The following is a 13331-nucleotide window of genomic DNA, read 5'->3' as shown; positions in this document are numbered from 1 at the left end:
GAGGAGACGATGTTGAGCAGCGTCGTCTTGCCCGAGCCCGTGCCGCCGGACACCAGCATGTTGAGCTTGGTGTGGATGCCCGCGTCGATGAGGCGCGCCATCTGCGGCGTCATCGACTTGAACTTGATGAGCGAGTCGATCGTCAGCTTGTCCTTGAAGAACTTGCGGATCGAGATGGTGGTGCCCTTGCGGGCGATGGGCGGGATGACGACGTGGATGCGGCTGCCGTCGGGCAGGCGCGCGTCCAGGCGGGGGCGCTCGTCATTGAGGAGACGGCCGACGAACTGCGCCATGTTGCGCGCGGCGCCGAGCAAGCCCTCCTCGGTGAAGGAGGCATCGATCTTGGAGACCTTGCCCTTGCGCTCGATCCAGATGTCGGTGGGCCCATTGATCATGATCTCGGACACCGACGGGTCGTCGAGATAGGGCAGCACGGGCTTGAGGAACGCGCGGAGCGACTCGGCATACATCGACATGGCGCCCCCGAGGGTAGCCCGAGAGCGGCCGGAGCCCAAGAGGAGGGCTCGGTCGCCAGTGGGGAGGGGAGGCGGGAGACCTCGTGGCCCTCCCGTCCAACCGACGTGCGGATGACACTCCCACCACATGACCGCAAAAGTAGGGTAGAGGGGGGTCCGTCAGATGCTTCAATGGGGTACGAGAGGGGAAGACGAGATGAGCGCGATGAAGGACAGGCTGCCGGCGGACTGGAAGAAGGTGCTGAAGGACGTGCTGGCGAGCCAGCGGTTCGCGGCGCTGGAGGCGTACGTGGAGGCGGAGCGGCGCAGGCACACGGTGTACCCGTCGGAGGAGGACCTGTTCTCGGCCTTCCACCTGACGCCGTATGACGAGGTGAAGGTGCTGCTGCTCGGGCAGGACCCGTACCACGGGCCTGGGCAGGCGCATGGGTTGGCGTTCTCGGTACAGCCCGGAGTGAAACCGCCGCCTTCCCTGGTGAACCTCTTCAAGGAATTGCAGAGCGACGTGGGCGTGCCGAAGCCGAAGGACGGCTCGCTGGTGCCGTGGGCGAAGCGGGGCGTCCTGCTGCTCAACGCCGTGCTGACGGTGCGCGAGGGGCTGGCCAACGCCCACGAGGGGCAGGGCTGGGAGAACTTCACCGACGCCGTCATCCAGAAGGTGAGCGACAAACCCGAGCGGGTGGTGTTCCTGCTGTGGGGCAGCTACGCGCAGAAGAAGGAGTCGCTCATCGACACGTCGAGGCACGTCATCCTCAAGGCGCCACACCCCTCGCCCCTGTCGGCCAAGCGGGGCTTCTTCGGCAGCAAGCCATTCAGCCTCGCCAACGAGGCGCTGAAGAAGGCGGGGCGCGAGCCCATCGACTGGGCGCTGCCGTCGTGATGGGGGGAGTTCAGCCTTAGCGGAGTTGGCGTGAGCGCTTCAGCCAGAACCCCGGTCGACGGCGCACATGGGCCACGGCCAGTACGACGACGCCATCTTCGAGTACGACATAGGGGACGGCGAAGGGGAAATCCGACAGGAGGAAGCGGCGGATGGGCGGAGTCTGGTGAACGCCAGGCCACGCGGGCCAGATATCGGGATGCTCTTCAATGGCGTCGAGCGCCCGGAAGACCGCGGACGAGAAGGCCGAACCCAGTCCTGGCTGCTGCCGTTCGTACCACTCAGCGGATGCGGCAAGCTCCGCATTGGCTTCTGGGTGGAGGCGGAGGGACATGTAGGTGTGACCTACCGCTCCTGACGAAGACGCTCCAGGCGCTCGGCCACCTGGCGTCGCGCCTCGTCGGGGCTGACGAGTTCCACCTTGCCGCTGATGACCTCCTGGGCGCGGCGCTCGAGTTCCCGGGTCCACGCGGCCTCGGCTTGCGGCTCCTCTCCTCCACCCGCATCGAGGCTGAGGATCAGTTCGCGCGCGAGTCGAGCACGCTCCTCGGGCGGGAGCTGGAGTGCATCGGAGAGGAGGTCGTCCGCGGTGGCCATGAATGCAGTCTACTTCCCTGGAGGCGTGGGTGCTCGCCGCCCGCCTGAAGTAACGGTTGTCAGGTGTACCCGCGAGCAAGCCGCCTCACATCTGGTTAGAGTCGGGGTCATGGCGAAGACCGCACCCCGTAAGGCCCCGGCGAGCCAGAAGAAGGCTGTCCGCGCGGCTCCGAAGAAGAAGAGCGCCGTTTCCGCGAAGAAGAGCCCCGCGCCCGTGAAGAAGCGTGGGGCTCCAGTGAAGAAGCCCGCTGCCGCGAAGAAGCCCGCTGCTCCCCCGGTGCAGGCGCCCGAGGAGGTCGTCACGACGGGCGAGGCGCTCCCCGTGGAGCCCGCGCCCGAGATGAAGGCCCTGCCGGCGGGCGAGCCCGTGGGCGGCAACGCGTTCCCCTTCGAGATCGACCCCAAGCGCGTCGAGGAGAGCCTGGGCAAGCTGCGCGACGAGCTCGTCCACTGGGCCAACAAGGGCCGCTACACCAAGGTGCGCTTCAAGTTCCGCGGCAAGCAGCTCCTGCCCGACCTGCCCATCGCCGCCGTGGTCGCCGCCGAGGGCCTCACCTTCTACTGGGGCGGCATCCTCCGCGCCCTCATCTTCACCGTGGCCGGCGGCAGCCTGCTCCAGGTGGAGTTCGTCAACGACGCGGACAAGCGCGTCCAGGCCGGCAAGGAGTCCCTGCTCGCGGGCGACCTGGACGAGGCCCTCGCCCACTTCCGCGAGGCGCTCGCCATGGACCGGGACAACGTCGGCGCGCACCTCAACGTCGGCGTCGCCCTCAAGCTCAAGGGGGACCGGGAGGGAGCCCTCGCCTCCTTCGAGCGCGCCAAGGCGTTGGACCCGGAAGGCCCGCTCGGCGCCGAGGCCGACCGGCTCGCCACCCCGCTGCGTCCCAAGGACGTGCTGGCCCAGGCGAGCTGAAGCCGGCTCCCCATCATGGGCGCACCCGTCGAGGACGAATACGCCGTGCGACTGGAGGGCCGGGCCGTGCTGCTCGAGCCCGCCCGGAAGCGCTACTACCGCCTGGTGCTGGAGCTGGCCGACTCCCGCTGGGAGGAGCGGCTGCGCCAGCAACTGCCCCTGCTGCGCGAGGTGGTCGCCACCCATGCGGAGGTGGACACGCTGCTCGCCTATGCCCTCCGCCGCGCCGAGGCCGAGGCCTGGCCCACCGGCAACCCGACCGTCCGCGGCCTGTACGAGGTGCGCTCGCTGAGGGACCAGCTCGTCCGGGAGGTGGCGCGCAAGCTCGGACGGAGCGCCCTGGAGCCCCTCGGGCGGCTGATGATCGCCCTGGAGGACTGGCTGCTCACCATTCCGCGCGTGGTGCCTCCCCAGCAGCGCTGGAGCGTCGCGCTGGAGGTGCTCCCGGACTCGCTGCCCGCGCTGCGCGAGGCCGCCGAGTTCGGAGATGTCCTGGCGGCGCTCTTCGCCCAGCCGATGCTCCTCACGGGCCGGATTCCCTTCTCGGGGGCGCAGCGCGAGGAGCTGCGCCTGTGGTGGCCCAGGGGCGAGGCGTCCCTGGCCTCGGTGTGGAACCGGCTGTCCGGGGTGGACCCCCAGGGCGGCCTGGTGCAGGACCTCCGCAAGCAGGCCACCCGGCCCCCGCGACAGCCCCCGCGCAACGGCCCGGAGCGCCTGCTCCACGCCGAGTACTGGTTCCAGGAGGCCCGTTCCCGGCTGGCGCGGCTCGTCCAGACGCGGGTGGCCCCGCTCGTCCCCGAGCCCGCCGAGTCCCTGGAGGTGCTCTGGTGGCTCTTCGAGCGCGAATACGCGCCCCACGTCCGGCTGCTCTCCTCGGAGCGCCTGGAGGACGCCCGGGCGGGGCTGATCGAGCTGGCCTACGAGCTGTGGGACGCCCAGCGCTCGGATATTCCCGAGGAGGAGCGTTGGTCTCCGTCGCGCTGGAGGCGCCTGGAGGAGCAGGCCTGGCGGGCGGATGAGTCCCGTCGGAGCGGACCGGATGGCAAGCGGGTGCGCGAGGCCCTCCGGGAGCTCATCCAGCGGCATGGAATCGGCACCAATGCCCTGCGCGGCTGGTGGGACTCCCCGCGACTGGTGGAACTGGTGCAACAAGCGCGCGAGCTCGTGCGGTGAGAACGGAAAAAGGGGGGTAGGTCCGGGTGTCCAAAGCCCTCCGGCCGGGCGAGCTCCGGCCCCCCTTTCTGGCTCCCCCCCATCACCCCCGTGTTTCCCTTGTTGACGCTGGAAAATCCGGGGGTTAGGTAACCACGTTCCCCCTCGATGGGTCCCCTCGGGCGGGCCTGTCCCCTGACTCCAGATTCCATGGCCGACGACACTACCGACAAGCCGGCAACTCCCCCCGTTCCTCCCGCTCCGGGCAGCGTGGGCGAGCTCATCCCCGTCAACATCGAAGACGAGATGCGCCGCTCGTATCTCGACTACTCGATGTCCGTCATCATCGGGCGCGCGCTGCCCGACGTGCGTGACGGCCTCAAGCCCGTGCATCGCCGCGTCCTCTACGCGATGAACGACCTGGGCAACTACCACAACCGCGCCTACAAGAAGAGCGCGCGCGTGGTGGGTGACGTGATTGGTAAGTACCACCCCCACGGCGACACCGCCGTCTACGACGCCATGGTGCGCCTGGCCCAGGAGTGGAGCCTTCGCTACCTGCTCGTGGATGGACAGGGCAACTTCGGCTCGGTCGACGGCGATTCCCCCGCCGCCATGCGCTACACGGAAGTGCGCATGGACCGGCTGGCCGAGGAGATGCTGACGGACATCGACAAGGAGACCGTCGACTTCGGTCCCAACTACGACGACTCCACCGTCGAGCCGCTCGTCCTCCCCACCAAGTTCCCCAACCTCCTGGTCAACGGCAGCACGGGCATCGCGGTGGGCATGACCACCAACATCCCGCCGCACAACATGTCCGAGGTGCTCGATGGGACGCTGCACCTCATCGACCACCCCGAGGCCACCGTTCGGGACCTGATGCAGTTCATCCCCGGGCCGGACTTCCCCACCGCCGGCATCATCACTGGCCGCGAGGGCATCATCCGCGCCTACGAGACGGGCCGCGGGCAGATCACCATCCGCGCCCGCACGGAGATCGAGACCTCCAAGAAGGGCGACCGTGAGGCGATCATCGTCACGGAGATTCCCTACCAGGTGAACAAGGCGCGGCTCATCGAGAAGATCGCCGACCTGGTGCGCGAGAAGAAGCTGGAGGGCATCAGCGACATCCGCGACGAGAGCGACCGGCAGGGCATGCGCATCGTCATCGAGCTCAAGCGCGATGCCATCTCCGCGGTGGTGCTCAACAACCTGTTCACCAACACCCCGATGGAGACCACCTTCGGGGCGGTGATGCTGGCCATCGACGCGGGCCAGCCGCGCACGCTCACCCTCAAGGAGCTGCTGGACCGCTTCATCTCGCACCGCCGCGACGTGGTGACGCGCCGCAGCCGCTACGAGCTGCGCAAGGCGCGTGCCCGCCGCCACATCGTCGAGGGCTTGCTCGTCGCGCAGGACCTCATCGACCTGGTGGTGAGCCTCATTCGCGCCTCGAGGGATCCGGACGAGGCGCGCTGGGGCTTGATGAACATCCTGTCGCCCGCGCTCTACGAGCACGAGCGCTTCAAGAACCTGCAGCGCATCGACTACGCGAAGGCCAGGGCGCAGATGGAGCTGCTCGTCTCGCGCGCGCGTGCCGAGGTGCCGAGCTACTCGGGCCTGGAGCACAAGTACGAGGGCTCGGGCTTCAGCGAGGAGCAGGCGAAGAACATCCTCGAGATGCGCCTGCAGCGCCTCACCGGCCTGCAGCGCGAGGAGCTGTTCCGCGAGCTGGTGGACCTCATCCGGGAGATCCTCCGGCTGGAGGACATCCTCGCCAACGAGAGCAGCCTGCTCAACGTCATCAAGACGGAGCTCCAGGAGATCCGCGAGCGCTACGGCGACAAGCGGCGCACCGAGCTGGCCGGCGCGGTGGATGAGATCACCAGCGAGGACCTCATCGCCGAGGAGACGATGGTGGTCACGCTCTCGCACACCGGCTACGTGAAGCGCTCGCCGCTCTCCGAGTACCGGGCGCAGAAGCGCGGGGGCCGGGGCAAGACGGGGGCGACGACGAAGGAGGACGATTTCGTCACCGACCTCTTCGTGGCGAGCACGCACGCCTTCCTGATGCCCATCACCAACAAGGGCCGGCTCTACTCGCTCAAGGTGCACGAGATTCCGCTGGCGGGCCGCACCTCGCGCGGCAAGGCCATCGTGAACCTGGTGCAGTTCAGCGAGGGCGAGCGGCTGGCGCAGGTGCTGGTGACGCGCGAGTTCGTCGAGAACCAGTTCGTCTTCTTCGTGACCAAGCGTGGCGTGGTGAAGCGCACGGACCTGTCGGCGTTCGCCAACGTGCGCTCCAGCGGCATCATCGCGCTGGGCATCGACGAGGGGGACGAGCTCGTCGCGGTGAAGATCACCGACGGCACCAAGGACGTCCTGCTGTCCACGGCCAGCGGCATGAGCATCCGCTTCCCGGAGAGCGAAGTGCGCTCGATGGGGCGGCAGGCCTACGGCGTGAAGGGCATCACCCTGGAGGACGGCGACGAGGTGGTGGGCGCGGACGTGGTGGAGAAGGACACCACCATCCTCACGGTGACGGAGAACGGCTACGGCAAGCGCACGGAGGAGGGCGAGTACCGTCAGCAGGGCCGCGGCGGCAAGGGCATCATCGACATCAAGGCCACCGAGCGGAATGGCAAGGTCGTCGGCCTGCTCCAGGTGACGGACAAGGACGAGGTGATGCTCGTCACCAACGGCGGAATGCTCATTCGCATGAAGGCGAAGGAGATCTCCGTCATCGGCCGCAACACGCAGGGCGTGCGGTTGATCGCGCTGGAGAGCGCGGAGGAGAAGGTGACGGGCATCTCGAAGCTGCCCGAGTCCGAGGAGGGCGAGGACAACGGCGAGACCGTGACGCCCGTCGAGGCGGTGGCGGAGTCGTCCGAGGCCGAGCCGGTCACCGAGGAGCAGGCTCCCCAGGAGCCGGGTGAGGAGGAGTCGCCCGCGTCCGACTCCGAGCCGGAGCCCGAGGCGAGCTGAGGTCTCCCCTCACGGGGTGAGGGGTGCCACGGGTCTCGAAGTGAACGCGTGGGGCCTCCGAGAGGGCTGGAGCGAGGGTCTTCCCTCCTCCGGCCCTCTTCGCATTCAAGCCCTGGGCGGGCCTGGGCTTCTGCCCTCCAGGGCAGGGCGCCTGTCAGGGGCCACACGAAAACCTCCCCGGAGTCCCGTCGCATCGTCCGGCTCCAGACTGTCAACCCCGCCTTGCCTCAATCCTTAAGTTCTGGATGCAGGCACGCACTCGTTTTCGAGCGGCCTGCCGAGGGGGGTTCAATGCGTTCTTTCTTGCTGCTGGCCGTGGCGGGTGGAGCCACGGTCCTCGCGGCCTGTGGTGTGTCCGTGGAACAACCACCTGTTCCCGCGGCGCCTCGGGTCTCGCTCAATCCGGAGCGTCGTGGCATCGGCCTGCTGCCGCTGGAGGGCACCCGGGCGATGGCGAAGTCGGCGTTGGAGGCACAGGAGCCAGAGGAGCCGGTACCCGAGGTGAGCCTGGACGCTCGGCGCTCGCTGGCGGTGACGGATGAGGTCATCCTCGCGCGCTTCAGCTTCGAGGAGGTGATGAACCGGCTCGCGGAGCAGAGCGGCATCCCGGGCCTCACGGGGCTGCGGCTCTACCAGGAGTGGTGGGACTCGCAGCGCAAGGCGGCGGGGGGCCTCGGGCTGGGCGGTCCGCACTGCGACGACGAGAAGCTCCCGGACGGAAAGCCGGGCTTCAACGGCTTCGCCTACTCCTGCCCGCGCGCCGAGGGAAGTCAGGCGGCCGAGAATCCCTTCGTGGATCCCGCCACCAACCCCGCGGCCTACGTGCCCATCGGGCTCTTCAACCGCTTCGACCTGGCGGCGCAGGACGGCAGCGACTGCGGCGAGTACCGCATCATCTTCGCGCGCCGCTCGGGCATCACCAACAAGGACAACCGCAACCTGCTCGCCTTCGAGGGCGTGCTGCCCAACCCGAAGCCGAAGAAGGGGGTGCTCGGCTGCCGCAAGGTGGTGCGCTTCTGGGCCGAGCTCTCCCAGGAGCCGGACCCCGCGGTGCGTGCCGAGGCCCTGCACCGCTTCTACTTCGAGGGGCTCGGAGGCCATGTCCCGCCGGTCATCCACATCGACAACCTCGGCAACGCCACGGACCGCGTCACCGGCCATGTGCGCACCAATCAGTTCATGCAGCCCATCTGGACGTTGCGCGAGTTCCGCGTGCGCAAGCGCTGCACCGGTGACTCGTGCGTGATGCGCTTCGAGCCCGACACGGTGAAGACCAACCCGGCCGGCGTGCTCTTCAGCGCGAAGGTGAGCCACCCGTTGAAGGAGGACTTCTCGGCGGCGCTCCTGGCGCAGGTGGAGGCGCTGACGACCCACGACCTGTTCCGCTACACCATGGACCTCGAGGATCGCTTCAACAGCGGGCAGAGCCACTCGAGCGGTACGGAGAACCTCTACGTCCACCAGTTCGGCAACGGCCAGAGCCCGCTCCGCAAGCAACTCCAGCAGCGGCTCAACGCCCTGGGCAGCACGCTCACCCCGGTGAACATCGTCGCGCGGGCGCAGACGCTCTCCTGCGCGGGGTGCCACCAGCTGAGCACCGGTGAGAACCTCGGCGGCGGGCTCACCTGGCCCTCCAAGTCCACCCTCTTCACCTTCGTCCACGTGAGCGAGCGCACGCTGGAGGAAGGCCCGGACGGCCCTCGCTACGGGCTCTCCGAGTCGCTGGTGGGCACCTTCCTTCCCTACCGGCAGCAGCTGATGGAGGCCTTCCTCGCGCGGCGCCCGCCCTTCGACCAGCCCTCGGACGGGGACGACATCTGCGCCAGCCCGGAGGCTCCCGCGCTGAGGGGCGAGAAGAAGGACAAGCCGGGCAAGGACAAGCCGGGCAAGGACAAGCCACCCAAGAACTCGTGCGAGGACGAGGACGACTGAGGACACTCGGGGCGGGAGGAGACCCGCCCCCGTGCTTCCCTCCCGGAGGCCCGAGGGACTCGCGACTACCGCGTCGCCAGCGCGTCCACGTGCTGGCGCAGGGCCACTTCATTCTCCAGCCGCGAGCTGAGCCCGGAGAGGGGCTGGGCCGCCTGGGCGATGCGCCCCCGCGTCCGCGGCCCCGCGGCCACCAGCCACGCCACGCCGAGGGCGAGCTCGGCCACCTCGGGAGCCGCCCCGAGCTGGGCCACGAGCGCGAGCAGCGCCTCCACGGCCTTCTTCACCTGCGCGCCGTGCAGCGCGTGGCTGCTGGTGATGCCCTGGCGCAGCAGCTCCAGCAGGGCGAGCGCGGTGGCTCGGGCCTGACGCACGGGCTCGGTGCCCGCGCCGGTGCCCGCCCACAGCCCGCTGGCGAGCTGCGTCTCGAGCAGGCCCACGCCGCCGTCGGCGGGCGGCTCCTCGGCGACCTCCCGGACTCCGCGAGCCGAGTCCGACTCCTCCTGCTCCAGGAGGAAGGCGTCGTCAGCGAGGAAGGCGTCGCCAGCGAGGAAGGCGTCGCCAGCGAAGTCGTCCTCCGCTTCGTAGCTCGGGGACTCCGCGGGGGCGGGAATCCCCTGGGGCTCGGCCGCCGCCGCCTTGTCCTTGAACAGGCCGCCGAAGAAGCCGCCCTTCTTCTTCTCCGCCTCCATGCGAGCCGGAGCGGCGGGCGCCCGAGCCGCGGGCGGCGGCGCGCCCACTCCGGGCCGTGGCGCGTACGACGCGGCCGGAGCGGCGGGCATGGGCCGGGAGGCGGGCGCGGGAGCCGGAGGCGGCGGTGCACCCACGGGGATGCCCGCGGTGGGGGGCTTCAGCGCCTTGGAGGCCATCTTGGCGCGGCGCGGCGCTCCACCACCCGAGGAGGCCGGCACCGGGGTGCCCTCCGCCTCCTCCTTGGCCGTGCCGAACATGGCCCAGCCGGCCGGGGCGTGGACGGGGACGACGCGCGTCTCCGGCTGGCCCGAGGCGCGGCGCTCGCCGGTGCGCTCCTCCACCACCACGAAGGAGGTGTACGGCGTGACGATGCCGTGCGCGAGCGCGAGCTGGACGATGCGCTCCTTGAGGGCCTGGGCGCGCCGGCCCACGAGCGCGGCGTCCTGCCATGCCCGGATGCGCTCGGCGGCCCACAGCTTCTCCACCACGGGCCGGTCGCTCTCGGCGGGGAAGCTCACGGGGATGGAGAGCGAGAACGTCTCCGCTCCGGACTTGCCCTTGAGCACCAGCTTGCCCGTGCCGGGCGTGGTGTAGCGGCCGAAGAGGCTCCACGGCGTGCCGTCCACGAGCTGCGGCGGCTCGGCGGGGGCCAGCTCCGAGGCCTCCACGCCCTCGAAGCGCACCTCCACGCCGGTGACGCGGGGCGCGAGCGCGCGGGAGAACTGGGCCACCACCTTGTCGTCGATGCGCTCGCCGGGGTGGATGAACTCCACCGCGCCGCCCGTCTGCCGGGCCATGTCCTTGAGCAGCACGTCACTCACGTTGGTGCCGATGCCGAAGGAGTAGATGCGCGCCGTCTTCCTCGCCCCCATCACCGCGTCGAGGATCTCCGACTCGTTGCCCACCTGGCCATCCGTGAGGAGCACCACCACGCCGTCCGGCACGGCCCGCACCGCGGCCCGCATGGGCGCGAGCAGCTCGGTGCCACCGTCGGCGCGCAGGGCGGCCACCCAGCGGTCGGCCTGCTCCAGCGTCTTCTGGGTGAAGGTGACGGGCTCGGGCGAGAAGAGGCGGAAGGAGTTCTCGAAGGCGATGATGTTGAAGCGGTCGCCCTCGCGCAGGTGGCGCAGGCACAGGCGGAGCGCGCCCTGGGCCTGGGGGAGGCTCTCGCCGTCCATGGAGCCGGAGGTGTCCACCACGAACACCACCTCCTGGCGCTTGGGGCCCGCGGCCATGCCCAGCAGGTCCGGCACCACGGTGAGCGCGAAGGTGCCAGGGCCCTCGCCCTTGCGGTGGGTGACGAGCGTGGTGAGCGGGATGCTCGTGTCCGGGCCGCGCACGCTGAGCACGAGGTCGCGGTCCAGCGCCACGGTGGGCTGGGAGAGCTTCACGCGCGTGCCGCCCTCGGCGCGCGAGACGTCCAGCTTGTGCGAGGGGCTGTCCACCACCACCTCGCGGCCGAGCGAGATGAGCAGGTCCAACGTGAGGCCGTAGCGCGCGTCCCCCACGGGCGGGGTGATGCGGTCCGCGTCGGGCACGCGGTGGGTGGGGTCCGCCGCGCCGTGGGCGGTGCGGTCTCCCTGGGGCGTGCCGGGGATGTAGCGGGGCGCGACGAGGGTGGGCAGGGCCCAGCGCACGCAGCCCTCCTCCACCTGGATGACCTGGAGGAACTCCACGTCCACCAGCGTCTCCTCGCCGGGCAGCAGGTTGCCCACCTGGGCGGTGAAGACGTTGGGGCGCTCCTGGTCGAGCAGCGCGGCGCCGTGGCCGGCCGTCACCGCGTCGTCATAGGTGCGGAAGGCCTCCTCGCGCTCCTTGAGAACGCCCTGCACGCGGCGCCCGGCGCACTCCATGGAGAAGGCGGTGAGGGTGGCGTCCGAGGGGAGGGGAAAGACGTAGACGGCCTCGACCGGCTTGGACTCGGTATTGCGGTAGCGCTGGCGCACGCGCACCCGGGCGTGGCCTCCGAGGAGTTCACCCGTGACGTCCACGCCCTGAAGGGGGACCTGCGCACCGCTCTGCGTGTACAGCCCTGCCTTGACGTTCTCCATGGCTCTACCTTTCCTGGGACTCCTGAATGAGGGCGCGCACGCGTTCCGCGAGCGCCCGGGTCTTCGCGTCCGCCGTGTCGGCGAGGTGCAGCTCCAGCCCCGGCGCCAGCTCCCACCGCCGCCAGCTTGTCACCCCATCCGACGGGGAGACAGACGCCTCGGCCTTCGCCGGCCCTCTGGGGAGGACGGGCTCGGGGGCCGGAGCGGGGGGCGTGGGAGTCGCGGGGTCGGCCTCGCCGAGCGCCTTCAGCTCGTCGGGGCTCAGCCGCGCCAGCTCCACCTGGATGGCATCGAGTGGGAGGAACTTCGCCTGCAGGGCCCGGATGGCCTTGAGGCGCAGCAGGTGCTCCTCCCCGTAGACGGTGTCCGGCCCCTTGAAGGGCGGGGCGGGCAGCAGCCCTCGCTGGACGTAATAGCGCACGGTCCGCGGGGACACGCCCGCCTCCTCGGCCAGCTCCGTCAGCTTCCACTCCTTGCGTGTCGTCGTCGTGCTCACGGGACTGACAGTAAGATTTGACAGTTCCAGTGTCAAGTCATCACTGTCGATTCGTCACTGTCGTGAAGCCACTGTCTGGATGTAGGAGAGCAGGCGACCAAGCTTGCGCCTGGCGGGTCCGGGTGGGACAGAGGAAGGGCTATGGACGCGACAGGGAGCGTGGACCTCTCCTCCATCCGGGTCATCGGGGCGGCGGTGACGCCAGCGGTGATGGTGTCCGCGTGCGGCATCCTGGCCACCGGGCTGGACAACCAGATTGGCCGGATGACGGCGCGCATGCGGGAGATGCTGCGCGAGTGGCGCGCGCTGCCGGAGGACCACCCGCGACGCGAGATGCTGCGCGAGGAGGTGGCCATCCTGGACCGGCGACACCTGCTGCTGGCGCGGGCGATGGGGATGGCCTACGGGGCGCTCATCGCGTTCGTGATGACGTCGCTGTTCTACCTGGCGCAGCGGCGCTTCGCCGTGCCGGAGCTCTTGCCGGTGCTGTCGTTCTCGACGGGCGTGGTGCTGCTGGGGTTCATCGCGGTGTTCGCGCTGGCGTCGCTGCGGCTCGGACGGGACGCCATCGCGCTGGAGAAGCGCGAGCTGTTCACGGACGCCCACCTGCCCGCGCCCACGGGTGAGCGGCGGAAATGAGTACCTGGGGGCGTTCGGCGCTCACTTCGGCTGCATGCCGAGGGCGCGCATCAAGTCCAAGGGAATGGGGATGATGGTCTGGTTGCCGCCCCCGGTGATCTCCACCAGCGTCTGCAGGTAGCGCAGCTGGAGGGTGTTGGGGTTGCGGTTGAGCACCTCGGCGGCCATGGAGAGCTTCTCGGCGGCCTGGTGCTCGCCCTCGGCGGCGATGATCTTGGCGCGCCGCTCGCGCTCGGCCTCGGCCTGCCGGGCGATGGCGCGCTGCATCTCCACCGGCAGGTCGATGTGCTTCACCTCCACGTTGGAGACCTTGATGCCCCACGGGTCCGTGTGCGCGTCGAGCACCTTCTGGATCTCCCGGTTGACGCGGTCGCGCTCGGACAGGAGCTGGTCCAGCTCCACCTGCCCGAGGATGGCGCGCAGGGTGGTCTGCGCGAGCTGGCTGGTGGCGTAGAGGTAGTCCTCCACCTGGAGCACGGCCTTGTCGGCGTGGATGACGCGGAAGTAGACGACGGCG

At 69.8% G+C, this 13331-nt stretch carries 12 protein-coding genes; 6 read left to right on the top strand and 6 right to left on the bottom strand.

The genetic code is table 11. From position 1 onward, the window contains the following. Window positions 1-476 (bottom strand): ATPase, T2SS/T4P/T4SS family (locus VF697_RS18945; RefSeq protein ID WP_331096960.1); only part of this gene is annotated, 476 nt, incomplete at its 3' end. Between the two features lie 205 nt (window positions 477-681). On the opposite strand from VF697_RS18945, the gene ung reads away from it, so the two are divergent. Then, a complete protein-coding gene (ung, locus tag VF697_RS18940) occupies window positions 682-1356 on the top strand; it encodes a uracil-DNA glycosylase (protein ID WP_414641319.1) in 675 nt (224 codons plus the stop codon). A 16-nt stretch (window positions 1357-1372) separates the two neighbouring features. On the opposite strand, the gene VF697_RS18935 is transcribed toward ung, so the two are convergent. Together VF697_RS18935 and VF697_RS18930 are read right to left on the bottom strand one after the other, a co-directional pair. Continuing rightward, a complete protein-coding gene (locus VF697_RS18935; RefSeq protein ID WP_331096956.1) occupies window positions 1373-1690 on the bottom strand; it encodes a type II toxin-antitoxin system RelE/ParE family toxin in 318 nt (105 codons plus the stop codon). Window positions 1691-1701: 11 nt separating this feature from the next. After that, on the bottom strand, window positions 1702-1953 hold the full coding sequence (locus VF697_RS18930; protein ID WP_331096954.1) for an addiction module protein: 252 nt from the start codon (window positions 1951-1953) through the stop codon (window positions 1702-1704). A gap of 109 nt (window positions 1954-2062) precedes the next feature. On the opposite strand from VF697_RS18930, the gene VF697_RS18925 reads away from it, so the two are divergent. The 4 genes from VF697_RS18925 to VF697_RS18910 all read left to right on the top strand — a co-directional run bounded on the left by VF697_RS18925 (window position 2063) and on the right by VF697_RS18910 (window position 8938). Beyond that, window positions 2063-2866, top strand: a complete 804-nt coding sequence (locus VF697_RS18925) for a tetratricopeptide repeat protein (RefSeq protein WP_331096952.1) — start codon at window positions 2063-2065, stop codon at window positions 2864-2866. A gap of 15 nt (window positions 2867-2881) precedes the next feature. Further along, window positions 2882-4039 (top strand): hypothetical protein, encoded by a 1158-nt coding sequence (locus tag VF697_RS18920; protein ID WP_331096950.1) that lies wholly within the window; start codon window positions 2882-2884, stop codon window positions 4037-4039. A gap of 189 nt (window positions 4040-4228) precedes the next feature. Further along, complete coding sequence (gene gyrA, locus VF697_RS18915) at window positions 4229-7006, top strand: DNA gyrase subunit A (protein ID WP_331096948.1); 2778 nt, start codon at window positions 4229-4231, stop codon at window positions 7004-7006. Between the two features lie 291 nt (window positions 7007-7297). Beyond that, window positions 7298-8938: a hypothetical protein gene (locus tag VF697_RS18910; protein WP_331096946.1), complete on the top strand. Its 1641-nt coding sequence runs from the start codon at window positions 7298-7300 to the stop codon at window positions 8936-8938. Window positions 8939-9003: 65 nt separating this feature from the next. Here the strand turns inward: VF697_RS18910 and VF697_RS18905 are convergent, their stop codons facing one another. Both VF697_RS18905 and VF697_RS18900 read right to left on the bottom strand, forming a co-directional pair. Continuing rightward, window positions 9004-11679: a VIT domain-containing protein gene (locus VF697_RS18905; protein WP_331096945.1), complete on the bottom strand. Its 2676-nt coding sequence runs from the start codon at window positions 11677-11679 to the stop codon at window positions 9004-9006. Between the two features lie 4 nt (window positions 11680-11683). Beyond that, a complete protein-coding gene (locus VF697_RS18900) occupies window positions 11684-12175 on the bottom strand; it encodes a helix-turn-helix domain-containing protein (RefSeq protein WP_331096943.1) in 492 nt (163 codons plus the stop codon). 141 nt (window positions 12176-12316) lie between these two features. Between VF697_RS18900 and VF697_RS18895 the strand changes: the two genes are divergently transcribed. Next, entirely contained in the window at window positions 12317-12814 is a 498-nt protein-coding gene (locus tag VF697_RS18895) for a DUF2721 domain-containing protein (RefSeq protein WP_331096941.1), read from the top strand. Window positions 12815-12835: 21 nt separating this feature from the next. On the opposite strand, the gene VF697_RS18890 is transcribed toward VF697_RS18895, so the two are convergent. Further along, window positions 12836-13331 (bottom strand): SPFH domain-containing protein (locus tag VF697_RS18890; protein ID WP_331096939.1); only part of this gene is annotated, 496 nt, incomplete at its 5' end.

The organism is Archangium sp., assembly GCF_036388035.1.
In the GTDB taxonomy this organism is placed as follows: Bacteria; Myxococcota; Myxococcia; order Myxococcales; family Myxococcaceae; genus Archangium.
The sequence above is the reverse complement of the archived record's forward strand: the minus strand, read 5'-3'. Positions and strand labels throughout refer to the sequence as shown.

Coding starts and splice junctions, on each gene's coding strand:
- ung (WP_414641319.1), top strand. CDS start 682: ATGAAGGACAGGCTGCCGGCGGACTGGAAGAAGGTGCTGAAGGACGTG.
- VF697_RS18935 (WP_331096956.1), bottom strand. CDS start 1,690: ATGTCCCTCCGCCTCCACCCAGAAGCCAATGCGGAGCTTGCCGCATCC.
- VF697_RS18930 (WP_331096954.1), bottom strand. CDS start 1,953: ATGGCCACCGCGGACGACCTCCTCTCCGATGCACTCCAGCTCCCGCCC.
- VF697_RS18925 (WP_331096952.1), top strand. CDS start 2,063: ATGGCGAAGACCGCACCCCGTAAGGCCCCGGCGAGCCAGAAGAAGGCT.
- VF697_RS18920 (WP_331096950.1), top strand. CDS start 2,882: ATGGGCGCACCCGTCGAGGACGAATACGCCGTGCGACTGGAGGGCCGG.
- gyrA (WP_331096948.1), top strand. CDS start 4,229: ATGGCCGACGACACTACCGACAAGCCGGCAACTCCCCCCGTTCCTCCC.
- VF697_RS18910 (WP_331096946.1), top strand. CDS start 7,298: ATGCGTTCTTTCTTGCTGCTGGCCGTGGCGGGTGGAGCCACGGTCCTC.
- VF697_RS18905 (WP_331096945.1), bottom strand. CDS start 11,679: ATGGAGAACGTCAAGGCAGGGCTGTACACGCAGAGCGGTGCGCAGGTC.
- VF697_RS18895 (WP_331096941.1), top strand. CDS start 12,317: ATGGACGCGACAGGGAGCGTGGACCTCTCCTCCATCCGGGTCATCGGG.